Here is a 17,343-nt window from a genome sequence, read left to right as displayed (position 1 = left end):
GGGCGCGAGGATGGGCACCATGCCCGCCTCGCGCCCCTCGTCCGTCCGGCCCGCCGAGCCCGCCCGGGCTGCCGAGGCCGTCCGGCCCGTCGAGCGGCTGACCCTCGCGCAGGCGCGCCGGGTCGCCCTGCGCGCCCAGGGGCTCGACCGGCCGCGGCCCACCGGCGGGGGAGGCGTGACGATGCGCGGCCTCCAGGGCGTCGTCGACCGCCTGGGCCTGCTCCAGATCGACTCGGTCAACGTCCTCGCGCGCGCCCACCTCATGCCCGCGTACTCCCGCCTGGGCTCCTACGACGTCGGCCTGCTCGACCGGGCCGCCGGGCGCGCGCCGCGCCGGCTCGTCGAGTGCTGGGCGCACGAGGCGTCGTTCGTCCCGCCGTCGACGTACCGGCTGCTCGGCTGGCGCCAGCGCGCCTACCGCGAGCACGCCTGGGGCACGATCCGCGAGGTGCCCCTGCAGCACTCGGCAGCGGTCGACGAGATCCGCGCGTTCGTCCGCGAGCGCGGCCCCGTCACGGCGCGCGAGGTTCACGCGGTCTACGAGGCGGAGCACCCGCGCGAGCGCACGGAGTGGGGCTGGAACTGGACGATGGCCAAACGGGTCCTCGAGTTCCTCTTCTTCACGGGCGAGCTCACGGCCGCGCGCCGCAACACCGCGTTCGAGCGCTGCTACGACCTCACCGAGCGGGTCCTGCCGCCCGCGGTGCTCGCGACCCCGGAGCCGTCGGAGGCCGACGCCGTGCGCGAGCTCGTCGCCATCGCCGCGCGCGCCCACGGCATCGGCACCGCGGCGTGCTTCGGCGACTACTTCCGCCTGCGCAGCCTCGAGAAGACGCGCGCCGCGGTCGCGGACCTGGTCGAGGACGGCACGCTGCTGCCGGTGCACGTCGACGGCTGGTCGGACCGGCCGACGTACCTGCACCGCGACGCCTCGCTGCCGCGACGGGCGACGGGGCGCGCGCTGCTGAGCCCGTTCGACCCGCTCGTCTTCGAGCGTCGGCGGCTCGAGGAGCTCTTCGGCATGCGGTACCGCATCGAGATCTACGTGCCCGCGGCGCAGCGCGTCCACGGGTACTACGTGCTGCCGTTCCTGCTCGGGGACCGCATGGCCGCGCGCGTCGACCTCAAGGCCGACCGCGCCGCGGGCGTCCTCCTCGTCCAGGCGGCGCACCTCGAGCCGGGCGCGCCCGCGGGCACCGCCGTCGAGCTCGCTGCCGAGCTGCACGAGCTCGCGGGCTGGCTCGGCCTCGAGGTGGTCCGCGTGCCCGACGGCGCCCCGGGCGACCTCGCGGCGCCGCTCGCCGCGCTGCTCGCGGGCGGGCACGCGCGTCCCGACGGGGTGGTCGGCCGGCCGCTGGCGCCGGTCGGTGCGCCGGAGGACGCGTGAGGACGGAGCCGCTCGGGACGGGTGGGGGCGACGACGCCGTCGTGCCGCTCACCGACGCCCCGGCCGAGGTCCGGGACGCCGCCGCACCGGGCGGCCCGGACCGGGCCGACCCGCGCGCGTTCCTCCTCGTCGTCCTCGGGGCGGTGCTCTGGGGCACGGGCGGCCTCGCGGGCGCGGCCCTCACCGACGCCGGGCTCACCCCGGGCGCGGTCGCCGCGGTGCGCCTGGGCGCGGGCGGCCTCGCGCTCTCGGTCGTCCTCCTGGTCGCGCGCGCCCTGCCGCACCCGCTCGCCGTCCTGCGGGACCGGCGCGCGCTCGTGCGCGTGCTCGTCGTCGCGGCGCTGCTCGCGGCCTACCAGGCGTGCTACTTCACCGCCATCAGCCTCAGCTCGGTGAGCATCGCGACGCTCGTGGCGCTCGGCGCCGCGCCCGTGCTCGTCGCGGTGGCGACGTCCGTGGGTGCGCGGCGGCTGCCCGACGTGCGCGTGGTGGGCGCCATCGCGCTCGCGGTCGCCGGCCTCCTCCTGCTCGTGGCGCCGGGCCTGCGCGACGACGGGTCGGGGGTCGTCGGCGGACCGGCGGGCCCGCTCCTGGCGCTCCTCGCGGCCGCGACCTTCGCGGGCGTGACGCTGGTCAACCGCCGCCCCGTGCCCGGTCTCGACCCCGTGGTCATGACCGCCGTCTCCTTCGTCCTCGGCGGGCTGGTCCTGCTCCCGTGGGCCCTGGTCGCGGGCCTGCCGGGCGTCTCCCGAGGGCCTGGCGAGGCCGTCGACGCCGGCCGCGTCGTCCTGCTCGTCGCCTTCCTCGCCCTCGTGCCCACGGCGGCCGCCTGGGCGGCCTACTTCACCGGCCTGCACGGGGTCCCGGCGACGACGGCGTCGCTCGTCGCGCTCCTCGAGCCGCTGACCGCGGCCGTCGGCGCCGCCGTCGTGCGCGGCGAGCGGATCGGCGCGCTCGGCGTCGTCGGCGGTGTCGCCCTCGCCGCCGCGACGCTCGCGGTGCGGCCACGTCGCAGACGCGGCGCATGAGGGGCGCACGACTCGCCTACGATGGATCCCGGTCTGTGTCGACCGCCGCGGGCGCGCGCCCGGTGGCGGCCGGGACCGGCCCGTGCCGCCCGGCGCGGGCCTGATGAGGAGTCTGGAGCAAACGCGTGCCGTCGATCCTCGACAGAGTCCTGCGCATGGGCGAGGGCCGCATCGTCAAGCGGCTGAGCGGCCTGGCGGACCAGGTCAACGCCCTCGAGGAGAGCTTCGGCGCCCTCACCGACGCCGAGCTGCGCGAGGAGACCGACCGCTTCAAGGCGAGGCTCGACGAGGGCGAGACGCTCGACGACCTGCTGCCCGAGGCGTTCGCCGCGGTGCGCGAGGCCGCGAAGCGCACCCTCGGCCACCGTCCCTACGACGTCCAGCTCATGGGCGGCGCGGCGCTCCACCTCGGCAACATCGCCGAGATGAAGACCGGTGAGGGCAAGACGCTCGTCGCGACCCTCCCGGCGTACCTCAACGCGCTGACCGGCAAGGGCGTGCACGTCGTCACGGTCAACGACTACCTCGCGGGGTACCAGAGCGAGCTCATGGGCCGCGTCTACCGCTTCCTCGGGCTCACCACCGGCTGCATCCTCGCCGGTCAGAAGCCGGCCGAGCGGCGCGAGCAGTACAACGCCGACATCACCTACGGCACCAACAACGAGTTCGGCTTCGACTACCTGCGCGACAACATGGCGTGGCGGCCCGAGGAACTCGTGCAGCGCGGGCACCACTTCGCGATCGTCGACGAGGTCGACTCGATCCTCGTGGACGAGGCGCGCACGCCGCTCATCATCTCCGGGCCCGCGTCGGGCGACTCGAACAAGTGGTACGGCGAGTTCGCCAAGGTCGCCGTGCGCCTCGTGCCCGAGATCGACTACGAGGTCGACGAGAAGAAGCGCACCGTGGGCGTGCTCGAGCCGGGCATCGCCAAGGTCGAGGACTACCTGGGCATCGAGAACCTCTACGAGTCGCTCAACACCCCGCTCATCGGGTTCCTCAACAACGCGCTCAAGGCCAAGGAGCTGTTCAAGAAGGACAAGGACTACGTCGTCATGAACGGTGAGGTCCTCATCGTCGACGAGCACACGGGCCGCATGCTGCCCGGCCGCCGCTACAACGAGGGCATGCACCAGGCGATCGAGGCGAAGGAGGGCGTGGCCATCAAGGCCGAGAACCAGACGCTCGCCACGATCACGCTGCAGAACTACTTCCGTCTCTACGACAAGCTCTCGGGCATGACGGGCACGGCCCAGACCGAGGCCGCGGAGTTCCAGAGCACCTACCAGCTCGGGGTCGTCCCGATCCCGACGAACCGGCCCATGCAGCGCGTGGACCAGCCCGACCTCGTCTACAAGAACGAGGAGGGCAAGTTCGCCGCCGTGGTCACGGACATCGTGGAGCGGCACGCCGCGGGCCAGCCTGTCCTCGTCGGCACGACGAGCGTCGAGAAGAGCGAGCTCCTCTCGCGCCTGCTGCGCAAGCAGGGCGTCCCGCACGAGGTCCTCAACGCGAAGCAGCACGCCCGCGAGGCGTCGATCGTCGCGCAGGCGGGCCGCAAGGGCGCGGTCACGGTCGCGACCAACATGGCCGGCCGAGGCACCGACATCATGCTCGGCGGCAACGCCGAGTTCATGGCCGTCGCGGCGCTCGCCGACCGCGGGCTGGACCCCGCCGAGCAGCCGGAGGAGTACGAGGCCGCGTGGCCCACGGCGCTCGAGGACGCGAAGGCGGCCGTGGCGGCCGAGCACGAGGAGGTCGTCGAGCTCGGCGGGCTCTACGTGCTGGGCACCGAGCGCCACGAGTCGCGGCGCATCGACAACCAGCTGCGCGGCCGCTCGGGCCGCCAGGGCGACCCGGGTGAGTCCCGGTTCTACCTGTCGATGACCGACGACCTCATGCGCCTGTTCAACGCGGGCCTCGCCGAGTCGATGATGAACCGCGCCGGCTTCCCGGACGACATGCCGCTCGAGTCCAAGATGGTCTCGCGCGGCATCCAGAGCGCGCAGGCCCAGGTCGAGTCGCGCAACTTCGAGATCCGCAAGAACGTCCTCAAGTACGACGACGTCCTGTCGCGCCAGCGGTCCGTCATCTACGACGAGCGCCGCCGCGTCCTGCAGGGCGAGGACATGCACGAGCAGATCCAGCACTTCGTCTCCGACGTCGTGACCGCCTACGTCGACGGCGCGACCGCCGAAGGCACGCCCGAGACGTGGGACCTCGAGGGCCTGTGGACGGCGCTCAAGGTGATCTACCCGGTCTCGATCGACGTGGACGAGGTCGTCGAGGAGGCCGGCGGCGCCACGCGCCTGACCCGGTCGCTGCTGCTCGAGGAGCTGCTCTCGGACGCGCGCCACGCGTACGAGAACCGCGAGGAGCAGATCGGCTCCGAGAACATGCGCCAGCTCGAGCGGCGGGTCGTCCTGTCCGTGCTCGACCGCAAGTGGCGCGAGCACCTCTACGAGATGGACTACCTCAAGGACGGCATCGGCCTGCGCGCGATGGCGCAGCGCGACCCGCTCGTCGAGTACCAGCGCGAGGGCTTCCAGCTGTTCAACGCGATGACCGAGGCCATCAAGGAGGAGTCGGTCACGTTCCTCTACAACCTCGAGGTCAAGGTCGCCGAGCCGGCGCCGGTCGACGCGGGTGTGACGTTCACGGACGAGGTGCCGGTCGACGACGCGCCCGCGCCCGTGGACGCGTCCCCGTCGGACGACGTCACGCCGGCCGACGCGGCGGCGCCGACGGACGAGCCCGCCGCGCCGCGAGCGACGCGCAGCCGCTCGCGGGCCGCCGCGGCAGCCGGTGACGCCGCGCCCACCGCAGGCTCGCGCGCCGCACTGCCCGCGGCGTCCGCGCCGACGCTCATCGCCAAGGGCCTCGACGGCCCCGAGCGCCGCGTCCCGCTGCAGTACTCGGCGCCGAGCCTCGACGGCGGCGCCGCGAGCGTGGTGACGGCCGAGGCGACGTCGGCCGAGAAGGACGGCGAGACGTACCCGGGCACGCCGCGCAACGCGCAGTGCCCGTGCGGCTCGGGCAAGAAGTACAAGGCGTGCCACGGGAAGAACGAGGTCGCCTGAGCCGCCAGGCGCTGCCCGTCCCCTGAGCCGCCCGGACCCACGGTCCGGGCGGCTCAGCCGATCTGGAGCACCGTCGCGCACCAGGTGCCGCGGTGGAGCTCCATCCGCACCGCGGCCGCGCGCACCCGGGTGCCGTCGTGCACGACGACGCTCGCCTCCGCGACCGTGGGACCGACCCGGGAGAGCACGGTGCTGCGCACCGTGGGTCGGCGCGCGAGCGACCCGCCGGGCGGCGGGCAGTGGCGCGCGAGCGACTCGTAGACCGCCGGGCCGACCCAGCGCGCGAGCTGCAGCACGGGTCGTCCGCCCGCGAGCGCCTCGACGGCCGCGAGCACGACCGACCCGCACAGCCGCGTCGGGTCGGGTGCGACGTCGTCCGCCGGCGCGGGCGCCGGCACCGGCCAGTAGGTCTCGGTCACCGGGGACGTGACGCGCCGGAGCATCGGAGCCTGGAGCGCCGCCGCGTCCCGCGCCGTCGCGCGGCCCGCGGGTTCCGTGACGGGCGGCAGGAGGAGCCGCGGGAGCGGCGGTGCGGCGCCAGGCCCCGCCGTGCGGAGGCGACGCACCGCGGCGGGCGGTGCCGGACGCGCGGTGCGGGTCGGCGGGACGACGGTGGCTGCGGCGAGCGCGGTCATGGCTGCTCCTGGAGGGACGGCGGGGCGGTGGCGGACGCGGCCGACGGCGCGTGGAGCACCTGGCCGGGGAGGACGAGGTCGGGGTCGTCGCCGACGACGCCGGCGTTCGCGGCGTACCAGCGCGGCCACGCCGCGGCGATCTCGGCGTCCGTGGCGCCGCCGCCGAGGTGGTCGGCGGCGACCGACCAGAGGGTCTCGCCGGCGACGACGACGTGGACGCCCGCGTCGAGGGGCGTGGACGCGGGCGGTGGTGTCCCGGCGTGTGTGCCGGACGTGCGCACGGTGGTCGCCCGGTCCGCGGTGGCGGGTGCCGGGGGCGCCGGGTCCGCGGCGGCCGACGCGAGACCGACCGGGACGGCGGCGGCGACCGGGGAGGCCCCGGCCGGCCCGGCCGTGACCGACGCGGTCCACCCGAGGTCCGGCCCGGCGGGATCGGGCACCGCGGCCGCGGCCGGTCCGGCCACCAGCAGGCCGCCCACGCCGAGCGCGAGCGCCCGACGCAGCACGCGCGGTGTCAGGCGGGCCGCGACCCGCTCGACGCCGGCCGGCACGGCGCCGCCGACGCGCGCTGCCGCGGCGACGACGAGGAGCAGGCAGCCGACGCTGAGGACGGCCGCCGCGGCCGTGCCCACGCCGGTGACCGCGAGGCCGACGCCGGCCTCGAGACCGGCGGCGGTCGGCACGGCCGCGACCGCGGCCGCCTCGTCCCAGAACGCGCCGGTCGCACCGGCGAGGCCGCCGGTCGCCGCGAGCGCCGCGGCCAGGGCGGTCGTCGCCCGCAGGAGCGCGGCCAGCGCCTGCGCCCGCCCCGTGCCTCGTCGTGTCGGCATGACCCACCTTCATTGCGTTTGATGTCGTTTGATGCAGGTGCATGCTGCTGGTTGCACGAAGGTGCTGTCCAGTGCCGTGCGCCGGCTGTGGACAGGCGGGTGCCGAGCCGGGGCAGCCCCGCTACGGTGCGCGGATGCGGTGGGACGCGCTGTTCGCGGACATGGAGCTGCAGCTCGCGGCTGCGGAGACGGACGACCGGCTCGCCGAGGTCGCGGAGCTGACCCGCGCCGAACGTGGCGCGGTGACGCTCGTGGATCGCCTGCGGGCGGCCCGTGGGTCCACCGTGACGCTGCTCGCGGGCGGGGCGGTCCTGCAGGGCGAGCTGGCCGACGTCGGTCCCACCTGGGTGCTGCTGGTCGCGGCCGGCCGCGAGCATCTCGTGCCGCTCGCGGCCGTCGGCTCGGTCGCGGGGGTGGGCGCACCGAGCGCCGGGTCGGCGGGCGAGGTGCACCGGCGCCTCGGCATCGCGCACGCGCTCCGCGCGCTGTCACGCGACCGGAGCGTCGTCCGGGTCGTCACCTCCGCGGGCACCCTGGACGGGCGGATCGACGAGGTGGGCGCGGACCACGTCGCCCTCGCGCTCGTCCGGCCCGACGCTCAGCGGCCGACGGGCGAGGTGCGCCTCGTGCCCTTCGGCGCGCTACAGCTGGTCAGCAGCCTCTGACTCGTCCGCGGCCGCGCCCGCGCCGGACGCGCGCTCGCTGCGGGCGCGCGTCTGCTCGTACATGCGCGCGATGTAGGCCTCGAGCTCGCTCGCCTCGACGCGCCACACGCTCCGGCCGCCGATCTGGATGGCGGGCAGCTCGCCCGACTTCACGAGCGCGTACGCCTGCGGCGAGGAGATGTTGAGGATCTCTCTCACGTCGGCGAGCGTGAGGAACCGGGGCGCCATGGCGGCAGTGTGCCACGCCCCGGACCGGGGTCACGCGCCGTCCACAGGCGCCCGGGGCACACCGGCGGGCGTCGACGCGTCACTCGTCCGGGGTACTCGTCCACACCCGCGGCCCGCGACGCGGCAGGACCCGGCAGAATGCGGCGCGACCCGCACGGACCGGGATGATTCCCTCATCCCGGACGCCCGTGCGCCACGACCTCGGGACGGGCTCGCAGACGACATGGATCGCACCGCACCAACCACCGGCGCGCTCGCGCGCCCCGTCGCGCCCCGCCTGCGGCGGCCGGGCTGGCGCGACCCGCGACTGCTCGTCGGTCTCGTGCTCGTCGCGGGCTCCGTCGCGCTCGGCGGCTGGGCCGTGGGCGCGGCCGCGCGGACGGTCCCGGTCTACGTCGCCGTCGGCTCGCTCGTCCCCGGCCAGGCGCTCGACGAGGCGTCGCTGGCCGTGCGCGAGGTGCGCCTCGACGCGTCGACCGACGCCTACCTCAGCGCGGCGGACCCGCTGCCCGCGGGCCTGGTCGTCCAGCGCACCGTCGCCGACGGCGAGCTCGTGCCGCGCAGCGCCCTCGGCGAGGTCGACGCCCTCGAGGTCCGGCCCGTCGCCGTGCCCGTCGAGGGCGTGCTGCCGAGCGGCCTCGTCGCGGGCGCCGTCGTCGACCTGTGGTTCGTGCCCGAGGTCGGCGCGTCGCCCACCGCGACCGCCACGACGGGAGCGACCTCCGGCTCGCCGGACGACCCCGCAGCGCCGCCGCAGCCGGTCGCGCTCGCCGAGGCGCTGACGGTCGCCGAGGTCGGGGAGGCCGACGGCGCGTTCGCGGTCGGGGGCACGACGACGGTCCACGTTCTGGTGCCGCTCGACCGCCTCACCACCGTGCTCGCGGCGACCGCGGCCGAGGGCGAGCTGCAGGTCGTCGTCGTGCCCGGCCTGGGGTCCTCGTGACGACCGGAGTGGTCTGCGCGGTGCGCGGGCCCGCCGAGACCGTCGTCGTGCGCGAGCTCGCCGCGGCCGGACACCGGTTCGAGGTCACGCGCCGGTGCGCCGACCTGGCCGAGCTGCTCGCTGCGGGGGCCGCCGGTCTCGGCGCGCTCGCGGTGGTCTCGGCGGACCTGCCCGGGCTCGACCGCGAGGCCGTGGCGCACCTGCGCGGCTCGGGTCTGCGCGTCGTCGTCGTGCCCGGTGCACCCGGGGACCGGCTCGGTCACCTCGGTGCGGACGGCGTCCTCGGGGACGCGCACGACGTCGTCGCCGCGCTCGAGGCCGCCCTCGCGGCGCCGGCGGACGTGGCGCCGGACCCCGCCGCCCCGCCGCCCGCGGCGCGCGTCGCGGCGCGGCTGGACGGCCCGGCCGACCCGGTCTCCGCCCCGGGCGCTCCCGCGCCGCCGCCGGGACGCCTCGTCGCCGTGTGGGGGCCGACCGGGGCGCCGGGGCGGACGACGCTCGCGGTCGGGCTGGCCGCCGAGATCGCGGCCGCGCGTCCCGGCGCCGCGGGCGACGCCGCCGCGCGGGACACGCTCCTCGTGGACGCCGACACGTACGGCGGCACCGTCGCCCAGGTGCTCGGACTGCTCGACGAGGCTCCCGGTGTGGCCGCCGCCGCCCGCGCGGCGACGACGGGTCGCCTCGACGTCGCGGTGCTCGCGACCCTCACGCCGGTCGCGGCGCCCGGGCTGCGGGTGCTCACGGGCATCAGCCGCGCGGAGCGGTGGCCCGAGGTCCCCGGGCCGAGCCTCGACCTCGTCTGGGCGGCCGCGCGGGACCTCGCCGCGTGGACGGTGGTGGACACCGGCTTCTGCCTCGAGGACGACGAGATGCTCAGCTACGACACGCGCGCCCCCCGCCGCAACGCCGCGACCCTCTCTGCGCTCGCCGAGGCGGACGCCGTCGTCGTGGTGGGCACCGGCGACCCGGTCGGCCTCCAGCGGCTGGTGCGGGCCCTGGGGGACCTCACCGAGGCCGGCGTCGGCGCCGAGCGCCGGGTCGTGGTCGTCAACCGCCTGCGCGCGTCGGCGAGCGGGCCGCGCCCCGGCGACGCGGTGCGCGCCGCGCTGCACCGCTACGCGGGCGTGGACCACGCGCACCTCGTGCCCGAGGACCGTCCCGCGTGCGACGGCGCGCTCCTCGCCGGCCGGACGCTCACCGAGCACGCCCCGGGGTCGCCGGCGCGCCGCGCGGTCCAGGCGCTCGCGAGGCACGTCGTCGGCGCGCTCACCCCCGTGCCGGTCGGCTGAGCGGCACACTGGTCCCGTGCGCATCTACCTGCCCTCGAGTCTCGACGAGCTGGGGTCCCGCGGCGGCCTCGCCCCGCGCGTGGTCCATGCCGTGACACCCGGGCTGCGCGCCGCGCTGCCCGACGAGGACGACGAGGGCCTCGAGTACGCGGCCCAGCTCCTCGCCGCGGACGACAGCCTCGACGCGCTCGACACCGGGTCGCGCGCGGGCCGCCGGCGCGTCGTCGTCGCCGCGGACGTGCCCGACGCCGTCGTGGACGCGGTCGACGCGGGCGAGGCGCACGCGCCGAGCGCGGTCCGCCTCACGAGCACGGTCGGCTGGGACGACGTCGCGTGCGCGCACGTCGACGAGGCCGCTGCGGAGGCCGACGTCGTGGCCGCCGCCGGGGGCGACGAGGCCGCGCTCGAGCGCCTGGCCGAGCGGGACCTGCTCTGGTACGACGTCAGCGAGCTGTCGCGCCTGGCGAAGAGCGTGCGCGGCTGAGCCTCAGCCCTCGCCGAAGGGGTCGAGCAGCGCGAGCACCTGGTCGTGCAGCAGGCCGTTGGTCGCGACGGCCGAGCCGCCGAACGGCCCCGGCTCGCCCGAGAGCGACGTGAACCGGCCGCCCGCCTCGGTGACGATCGGCACGAGCGCGGCCATGTCGTGCAGCGCGAGCTCGGGCTCGGTCGCGACGTCGACGGCGCCCTCCGCGACGAGCATGTAGGACCAGAAGTCGCCGTACGCGCGCGTGCGCCACACCGACCGCGCGAGGTCGAGGAACGCCCCCTGCCGGCCGCGCGCCTCCCAGCCGTCGAGGCTCGAGTAGGACAGCGAGGCGTCCTCGAGCCGGCTCACCTGCGACACGCGCAGGCGCGACGCCGCGGACAGCGACCGGCCCGTCCAGGCGCCTGAGCCCTCGGCCGCCCACCAGCGCCGCCCCAGCGCGGGCGCGCTGACGAGGCCCACGACGGGCCGCCCGTCGTCGACGAGCGCGATGAGCGTGGCCCACACGGGCACGCCGCGCACGAAGTTCTTGGTCCCGTCGATGGGGTCGATCACCCACTGGCGCGGCCCGTGGCCCGTGTCGGGCAGCTCCTCGCCGACGACGGCGTCGCGCGGGCGCGTCCGGGCGAGCTGCGCGCGGACGATCTCCTCCGCGCGCCGGTCCGCGTCGGTGACGGGGGTCGTGTCGGGCTTGGTGTCGACCTGGAGGTCCTGCGCCTTGAACCGGGCCGTGGTCGTCGAGTCGACCTGGTCGGCGATCACGTGGGCGAGGCGGAGGTCGTCGTCGTAGCCCGAGCGCGTCATGGCTGCACCGTACCGGGCGCGCGGCGTCGGGCCCGGGACCCGGCGCCGGCCCGCCCGCGGCCTCAGGCCTGGTCGGACGCCGTGCGCGCCGCGAGCAGGCGCCGCATCGAGTCGACCCGGACCTCCCGCTGCTCGCGCTCGGGTCCCTCGGCCTCCGCGACCCACTCGTCCAGCGCGCAGTCGGGCGCGTCGGCCGCGTGCGAGCACCCGCGCGGGCAGCGCTCCGTCGCGACCGACGCGAGGTCGGCGAACGCGCCGAGCAGGCTGTCCGGCTGCACGTGCGCGAGCCCGAAGGACCGCACCCCGGGCGTGTCGATGACCCAGCCGGCGCGCTCCGGCAGCCGCAGCGCGACCGCCGACGACGACGTGTGCCTGCCCCGCCCGGTGACGTCGTTGACGCTGCCCGTCGCGCGCCGCGCGTCCGGGACCAGGGCGTTGACGAGCGTCGACTTGCCCACGCCCGAGTGGCCCACGAGCACCGACGTGCGCCCCGCGAGCCGCGCCCGGACGTCGTCGAGCCCGTCCCACCGCTCCTCGGCCTCGCCCACCGCGCCCGCGGCGATCGTCGCGTCGCCGCGCGAGCGCGACGTCACGACGACGTCGACGCCGATCGGCTCGTAGAGCGCGACGAGCGGCGCGGGGTCGGCGAGGTCCGCCTTGGTGAGGCACAGCAGCGCGTCCATGCCCGCGTCGTACGCCGCGACGACGCACCGGTCGATCATGCGCGTGCGCGGCTCCGGGTCGGCGAGCGCCGTGACGATGACGAGCTGCCCCGCGTTGGCGACGATGACGCGCTCGACGGGGTCCGTGTCGTCCGCGGTGCGACGCAGGACGGTCGAGCGCTCGCCGATCCGCACGATGCGGGCGAGCGACCCCGTGGCGCCGCTCGTGTCCCCGACGACGTCGACCCGGTCGCCGCACACGACGCGCTCGCGGCCGAGCTCGCGCGCCTTCATCGCGAGCACCACCCGCTCGTCGTCGCCGCCCGGCCCGACGAGCAGGTGGTAGCGGCCCCGGTCGACGCCGGTGACGAGCGCCTCGACCGCGTCCTCGTGGCCGGGGCGCTGCTTGGTCCGGGGGCGCGAGCCGCGCGGGTTGGGCCGGCTGCGGACGTCGCTCTCGTCGTAGCGTCGCGGGCTCACGCGCGCGTCACCCCCGCCCGGCTCATCGCGCGAGCATCCCCGTCCACATGCCGACGAAGTCCGGCAGGGTCTTGCCGGTCGTCGCGACGTCGACGACCTCGACGCCGGGCACGCGCAGCCCGATGAGGGCGGCCGCGGTGGCCATGCGGTGGTCGCGGTAGGTGCGGACCGTCGCGCCGTGCAGGGGCCGCGGGGTGATGACGAGGCCGTCGGCCGTCTGCTCGGCCTGGCCGCCGAGGCGCACGATCTCGGTCGCGAGCGCGGTCAGCCGGTCGGTCTCGTGGTTGCGGACGTGCGCGATGCCGCGCAGGCGCGTGGGCGAGTCGGCGAGCGTCGCCAGCGCCGCGATGGTGGGGGCGATCTCGCCCGCGGCGTGGAGGTCGACGTCGATCCCGCGGACCGTCCCGGTCCCGGTGACCGCGAGCACGTCGCCGTCGAGCGCCACGCTGCCGCCCATGGCCGTGAGCAGGTCGGGGAGCATCGCGCCCGGCTGGGTCGTGCGCGCGGGCCAGCCGGGCACGCGCACCGTGCCGCCGACCGCGAGCGCGGCGCACAGGAACGGCGCGGCGTTCGACAGGTCGGGCTCGACGCGCACGTCGCGCGCCGCGACCGGACCGGGCTCGACGCGCCAGATGTCCGGCCGCGAGTCGTCGACCACGACGCCGGCCTCCCGGAGCACCTCCACCGTCATCCGGATGTGGGGCAGGCTCGGCAGCGTCGTGCCCGTGTGCCGCACGGTCAGCCCGCGCGGCAGGAGCGCGCCGACGAGGAGCAGCCCGGAGACGAACTGCGACGAGCCGCTCGCGTCGACGCCGACCTGCCCGCCGACGACGGCGGACGACCCCGTGACGGTGAAGGGCAGCGTCCCTCGGCCGTCGTCCTCGACCCGCACGTCGAGCGCGCGCAGCGCGCGCAGGACGGGGGCCATGGGCCGCACGCGCGCCTCGGGGTCCCCGTCGAAGCGGACGGGACGTCCCGTGAGCGCCGCGACGGCGGGCAGGAAGCGCATCACGGTCCCGGCGAGCCCGCAGTCGACGTCGACCGGCTCGCGCGCCCCGGTCGAGCGCGGCAGCGGGTCGACGGCCCAGTCGGTGCCGTCGCGGCGGACCCGCGCCCCGAGCTGCTCGAGCGCGCGCGCCATGAGCAGGGTGTCCCGCGAGGCCAGGGCGCCCCGCAGGCGGCCCGGCCCCTCCGCGAGCGCCGCGAGGACGAGGTAGCGGTTCATCAGGGACTTCGAGCCCGGCACGTCGACGAGGGCGTCGAGCGGTCCGGCGGCGACGGGCGCGGGCCACGGGTCCGCGGGCGCGGCGGTGTCCGGTGCGGTCGGCGCGGTGGGCTGCGAGGTCATGGCCCGAGGCTACCGGCGGACCGTCGGCGTCCGCCGGACCGTCCGCCGACCCCGCGGGACCGGCGCCCCGGCCGTCCGCGCTCAGTGCGCGCGGCGCGCCTCGCGCACGGCGGCCTTGGCCTCGCGCGTCGCCGCCACGACCGCGCGACGGGCCTCCCGGGCGGTCGCGCGGTCGGTGCGCGCGTGGTCGAGCCGCCAGGCCAGCCCCGGACGCCCCTCGTGGTCGAGGCCCGCGATGAGCGCCCCGCCGATCATCGTGAGGTTCCGCACGAAGCGCTCGCGCACCGCGGCGCGGTCGGCCCCGTCGGCGCGCACCGACGCGGACGCGACGCCGCCCGTGGCGCCCACGGGGCGGCCGAAGCGGCTGCGCCCGCGCGCGGCGGTGGCCGCGTCGGAGGCCGTCGCCACGATCCGCGCGGCCGCGCCGAACGGCTGGTTGACGACCGCGAGCGGCACGGTGAGCGCCGCGAGCGCGAGCGCCGCGGTGCGGGGCACGCGGCCGAGGGCGAGGAGCAGCGCGGCGACCGCCATCGCGGCCCCGTGCGCGCGGACGAGGAGCCGCATGCGGTCGTCGTCGGGCGGCTGGGGGAGGCGGCCCCGCCCGAGCGTGTGCCAGGCGGCGTCCGTCCGGGCCAGGTGCGGGTCCGGCCGGCGGACCGCGTCCAGCCCCTCGGAGAGGAACCATGCGGCGAACAGGGGCCTGGCGATCCGGCGGACCAGCATCGACGTCTCCTCGGTCTCGGCGTGCTCCTGACGCTAACGCGTCACCCGCCGGTCGGCACCCGTGTGCGGGCCCCGGGTGTGCGTCCGGCCCGGCCCGGGCCGGACCGGCGGAATGCGCCGCGCCGGGACGCTGTTCTCCCGTGCATGGCCGCAGTCCTCCTCGCCCCGTCGCCCGGCGTCAGCCCGGCGGCGCCGTGGCGGACCCTCCGGCGGGCACTAGGCTCGCGGGTGATGAGCGAGGACACCCAGCGCGCGCCCGAGGAGGACGCCTCCGCCCGCGCCGCGCGGTTCGAGGAGGAGGCGCTGGTCCACGTCGACCAGCTGTACTCCGCCGCCCTGCGCATGACGCGCAACCCGGCCGACGCCGAGGACCTGGTCCAGGAGACGATCGCCAAGGCGTTCGCGGCCTTCCACCAGTACCGCCCGGGCACCAACCTCAAGGCGTGGCTGTACCGGATCCTCACGAACACCTTCATCAACACCTACCGCAAGAAGCAGCGCGAGCCGCTGAAGTCCGCCGCCGAGGACATCGAGGACTGGCAGATCGCGCGTGCGGCGTCGCACACGTCGTCGGGCCTGCGCTCGGCCGAGGCCGAGGCGCTCGACCGGCTGCCGGACTCCGACGTCAAGGACGCGCTGCAGGCGATCCCCGAGGACTTCCGGATCGCGGTCTACCTCGCCGACGTCGAGGGCTTCGCCTACAAGGAGATCGCGGAGATCATGGGGACACCGATCGGCACCGTGATGTCCCGGCTGCACCGCGGCCGGCACCAGCTCCGCGAGCTCCTCACCGACTACGCCCGCGAGCGCGGGCTCGTCCCGGCTGCCGAGGGAGGCACGCAGTGACGCAGGAGAGGCCGTCCGAGGGGACGGAGCAGGGCACCGGTGCGACCGTGGGGGACGGGGCGCACGTCAGGGTCGACTGCGCGGAGGCGCTGAGCAAGCTGTTCGCGTTCCTCGACGCCGAGATCGGCGAGGCCGAGGGCGACCTCATCCGCGAGCACCTCGCGGACTGCGAGCCGTGCCTCGCGGAGTACGACATCGAGGACCACGTGAAGAAGCTCGTCAAGCGGTCCTGCTCCGACTGCGCGCCGCCGGAGCTGCACGTGCGGATCCGTCAGCAGCTCACGGTGCTGCGCACCCAGACGCTGGGCTGATCCGGGGCGGCCGCTGCATCGGCAGCGGGGCGGTCCGGGCGACGGCCTGCGACGGCGGCCGGGCCGGGCGGTGGGGGACCGAGGGCCCGCCCACCGCCGACGGCTCAGGCGTTGGGGCGGTTGCCGTGGTTGGCGGCGCTGCCCTTGCGGGAACGGCGCTTGCGTCCGCGCTTGCTCATCGGGTGCTCCTCGCTGTGACTCCGGGGGCCCGTCCGGGCCCGCGGCGGCGTCCATGGTCCCACACCGCCGGGTGCGTCCGCGCACGGGGGCGTGGTGGCGGTGCGCAGCCCGTGGGCAGGTCGTCGGCCCGGAACGCTCAAGTCGGGGGTCCTGGCGCCCGATTCTTCGGGGGTGAGTGACGAGCCCCAGTCCGTGATCCCGCTCCTGCACGCCCTGACGAGCAGCGGTGGCTCCGACCTGCACTGCAAGGTGGGCTCGGCCCCGCGGGTGCGCGTCGACGGCCGCCTGCGGCGGCTGCAGGTGCCCGACCTCAAGCCCGCCGACACGCGGCACATGGTCGACGAGGTCCTGCCCGACACGATGCGCGAGCAGTTCGAGCGCACGCACGAGGCGGACTTCGCGTACTCGATCCCGGGTGTCGGCCGGTTCCGGGTCAACGCGTACCAGGCCCGCGGCACGCTGGGCATGGTGTTCCGCCGCGTCGCGGTCGGCGCGCAGTCGCTGGTCGAGCTCGGGCTGCCCGAGGTGGTCGGCGAGCTCGCGCTCGAGCCGCGCGGCCTCGTGCTCGTCACGGGCCCCACGGGCTCGGGCAAGACGACGACCCTCGCCTCCATGGTGGACCTCGTGAACACCTACAAGGAGTGCAACATCATCACGATCGAGGACCCGATCGAGATCCTGCACGCCGACAAGAAGGCGATCATCTCCCAGCGCGAGGTGCGCTTCGACACCGCGGACTTCACGGTCGCGCTCCGTGCGGCGATGCGCCAGGACCCCGACGTCATCCTCGTCGGCGAGATGCGCGACGTGGAGACGGTCCGCGCCGCCCTCTCGGCGGCCGAGACGGGCCACCTCGTCATGTCGACGCTCCACACCATCGACGCGCAGGAGACGATCAACCGCATCGTCGACTTCTTCCCGCCGCACGAGCAGAAGCAGGTGCGGCACGCGCTCGCGCAGGCGCTGCGGGGCGTGGTGTCCCAGCGCCTCGTGCGCAAGGCCGACGGCTCGGGCCGCGCCGCGGCGATCGAGGTCATGGTCAACACGGGCCGCACCGCCGAGGCGATCGTGGACCCGTACAACGCACCGCCGCTCGTCGACCTCATCAAGGAGGGCGAGTACTACAAGATGCAGACCTTCGACCAGCACCTGTTCCGCCTCATCCGCGACGGCGTCGTGAGCTACGAGGACGCGTGCCTCGTCGCGAGCAACCCGCAGGACCTCACGGTCGAGCTGCGCGGCGCCGGCATCATGCGCTGACGCGGAGCGACCCGCGCGCCCGCGCACCCGCACCGCCCCGAGGGCCGGCCACGTCGTGTGGCCGGCCCTCGGCGCGTCGGGACCGCCGTGCGCCCGCCCCCGCGGTGTCGAGGAGCGTCGCCACGGACCGTTGCGCCCGCGCACCATGTCGAGATATAAC

18 protein-coding genes are annotated in these 17,343 nt (G+C 76.3%); 10 read left to right on the top strand and 8 right to left on the bottom strand.

Annotated features, from left to right (window positions below; all coding sequences use genetic code 11):
* Nucleotides 1-19: 19 nt before the first annotated feature.
* From JIG38_RS09370 to secA, 3 genes are all read left to right on the top strand, one after another.
* A complete protein-coding gene (locus tag JIG38_RS09370; RefSeq protein ID WP_199423536.1) occupies nucleotides 20-1,387 on the top strand; it encodes a winged helix-turn-helix domain-containing protein in 1,368 nt (455 codons plus the stop codon).
* On the top strand, nucleotides 1,384-2,415 hold the full coding sequence (locus JIG38_RS21000) for a DMT family transporter (RefSeq protein WP_199423534.1): 1,032 nt from the start codon (nucleotides 1,384-1,386) through the stop codon (nucleotides 2,413-2,415). Before JIG38_RS09370 ends, JIG38_RS21000 begins: the two co-directional genes overlap by 4 nt.
* Nucleotides 2,416-2,570: 155 nt before the next feature.
* Nucleotides 2,571-5,495: a preprotein translocase subunit SecA gene (gene secA / locus JIG38_RS09360; protein WP_233404740.1), complete on the top strand. Its 2,925-nt coding sequence runs from the start codon at nucleotides 2,571-2,573 to the stop codon at nucleotides 5,493-5,495.
* Nucleotides 5,496-5,548: 53 nt separating this feature from the next.
* Here secA and JIG38_RS09355 read toward each other — a convergent pair whose 3' ends face one another.
* Together JIG38_RS09355 and JIG38_RS09350 are read right to left on the bottom strand one after the other, a co-directional pair.
* Complete coding sequence (locus JIG38_RS09355) at nucleotides 5,549-6,130, bottom strand: Rv3235 family protein (protein ID WP_199423531.1); 582 nt, start codon at nucleotides 6,128-6,130, stop codon at nucleotides 5,549-5,551.
* Nucleotides 6,127-6,960, bottom strand: a complete 834-nt coding sequence (locus tag JIG38_RS09350) for a LysM peptidoglycan-binding domain-containing protein (RefSeq protein WP_199423529.1) — start codon at nucleotides 6,958-6,960, stop codon at nucleotides 6,127-6,129. Before JIG38_RS09350 ends, JIG38_RS09355 begins: the two co-directional genes overlap by 4 nt.
* 134 nt (nucleotides 6,961-7,094) lie before the next feature.
* Between JIG38_RS09350 and JIG38_RS09345 the strand changes: the two genes are divergently transcribed.
* Nucleotides 7,095-7,625, top strand: a complete 531-nt coding sequence (locus tag JIG38_RS09345; protein ID WP_199423527.1) for a hypothetical protein — start codon at nucleotides 7,095-7,097, stop codon at nucleotides 7,623-7,625.
* On the opposite strand, the gene JIG38_RS09340 is transcribed toward JIG38_RS09345, so the two are convergent.
* Entirely contained in the window at nucleotides 7,602-7,853 is a 252-nt protein-coding gene (locus tag JIG38_RS09340; RefSeq protein ID WP_199423525.1) for a helix-turn-helix transcriptional regulator, read from the bottom strand. The genes JIG38_RS09345 and JIG38_RS09340 overlap by 24 nt on opposite strands.
* A gap of 223 nt (nucleotides 7,854-8,076) precedes the next feature.
* On the opposite strand from JIG38_RS09340, the gene JIG38_RS09335 reads away from it, so the two are divergent.
* From JIG38_RS09335 to JIG38_RS09325, 3 genes are read left to right on the top strand one after another with little or no spacing between them, the layout of a single operon-like run.
* Nucleotides 8,077-8,796, top strand: a complete 720-nt coding sequence (locus JIG38_RS09335; protein WP_199423523.1) for a hypothetical protein — start codon at nucleotides 8,077-8,079, stop codon at nucleotides 8,794-8,796.
* Nucleotides 8,793-10,085 carry a CpaE/TadZ family protein gene (locus JIG38_RS09330; RefSeq protein WP_199423521.1) on the top strand — a complete coding sequence of 431 codons (1,293 nt, stop codon included), beginning with the start codon at nucleotides 8,793-8,795 and terminating at the stop codon, nucleotides 10,083-10,085. Before JIG38_RS09335 ends, JIG38_RS09330 begins: the two co-directional genes overlap by 4 nt.
* 16 nt (nucleotides 10,086-10,101) lie before the next feature.
* Entirely contained in the window at nucleotides 10,102-10,569 is a 468-nt protein-coding gene (locus tag JIG38_RS09325; RefSeq protein WP_199423520.1) for a DUF6912 family protein, read from the top strand.
* 3 nt (nucleotides 10,570-10,572) lie between these two features.
* Here the strand turns inward: JIG38_RS09325 and hisN are convergent, their stop codons facing one another.
* The 4 genes from hisN to JIG38_RS09305 form a co-directional block, all read right to left on the bottom strand.
* Complete coding sequence (gene hisN, locus JIG38_RS09320; protein WP_199423518.1) at nucleotides 10,573-11,373, bottom strand: histidinol-phosphatase; 801 nt, start codon at nucleotides 11,371-11,373, stop codon at nucleotides 10,573-10,575.
* A 62-nt stretch (nucleotides 11,374-11,435) separates the two neighbouring features.
* Nucleotides 11,436-12,515: a ribosome small subunit-dependent GTPase A gene (rsgA, locus tag JIG38_RS09315; protein ID WP_199423516.1), complete on the bottom strand. Its 1,080-nt coding sequence runs from the start codon at nucleotides 12,513-12,515 to the stop codon at nucleotides 11,436-11,438.
* Nucleotides 12,516-12,537: 22 nt separating this feature from the next.
* Nucleotides 12,538-13,863, bottom strand: a complete 1,326-nt coding sequence (gene aroA, locus JIG38_RS09310) for a 3-phosphoshikimate 1-carboxyvinyltransferase (RefSeq protein ID WP_199423515.1) — start codon at nucleotides 13,861-13,863, stop codon at nucleotides 12,538-12,540.
* An 81-nt stretch (nucleotides 13,864-13,944) separates the two neighbouring features.
* Nucleotides 13,945-14,586, bottom strand: a complete 642-nt coding sequence (locus tag JIG38_RS09305) for a DoxX family membrane protein (protein ID WP_199423513.1) — start codon at nucleotides 14,584-14,586, stop codon at nucleotides 13,945-13,947.
* Between the two features lie 144 nt (nucleotides 14,587-14,730).
* Between JIG38_RS09305 and JIG38_RS09300 the strand changes: the two genes are divergently transcribed.
* Nucleotides 14,731-15,432: a sigma-70 family RNA polymerase sigma factor gene (locus JIG38_RS09300; RefSeq protein WP_372419882.1), complete on the top strand. Its 702-nt coding sequence runs from the start codon at nucleotides 14,731-14,733 to the stop codon at nucleotides 15,430-15,432.
* Nucleotides 15,429-15,743 carry a mycothiol system anti-sigma-R factor gene (rsrA, locus tag JIG38_RS09295; protein WP_307844750.1) on the top strand — a complete coding sequence of 105 codons (315 nt, stop codon included), beginning with the start codon at nucleotides 15,429-15,431 and terminating at the stop codon, nucleotides 15,741-15,743. The genes JIG38_RS09300 and rsrA overlap by 4 nt, the downstream gene beginning before the upstream one ends.
* A gap of 104 nt (nucleotides 15,744-15,847) precedes the next feature.
* On the opposite strand, the gene JIG38_RS21245 is transcribed toward rsrA, so the two are convergent.
* A complete protein-coding gene (locus tag JIG38_RS21245) occupies nucleotides 15,848-15,922 on the bottom strand; it encodes a 50S ribosomal protein bL37 (protein ID WP_155859599.1) in 75 nt (24 codons plus the stop codon).
* Nucleotides 15,923-16,094: 172 nt separating this feature from the next.
* Here JIG38_RS21245 and JIG38_RS09290 point away from each other — a divergent pair, with 172 nt between their 5' ends.
* A complete protein-coding gene (locus JIG38_RS09290; RefSeq protein ID WP_199423510.1) occupies nucleotides 16,095-17,183 on the top strand; it encodes a type IV pilus twitching motility protein PilT in 1,089 nt (362 codons plus the stop codon).
* Nucleotides 17,184-17,343: the final 160 nt, after the last annotated feature.

The sequence above is a fragment of the Actinotalea solisilvae genome, from assembly GCF_016464425.1.
GTDB lineage: Bacteria > Actinomycetota > Actinomycetes > Actinomycetales > Cellulomonadaceae > Actinotalea > Actinotalea solisilvae.
Note: the sequence above shows the minus strand (reverse complement) of the source record. Positions and strands in the feature narration are given on the sequence as shown.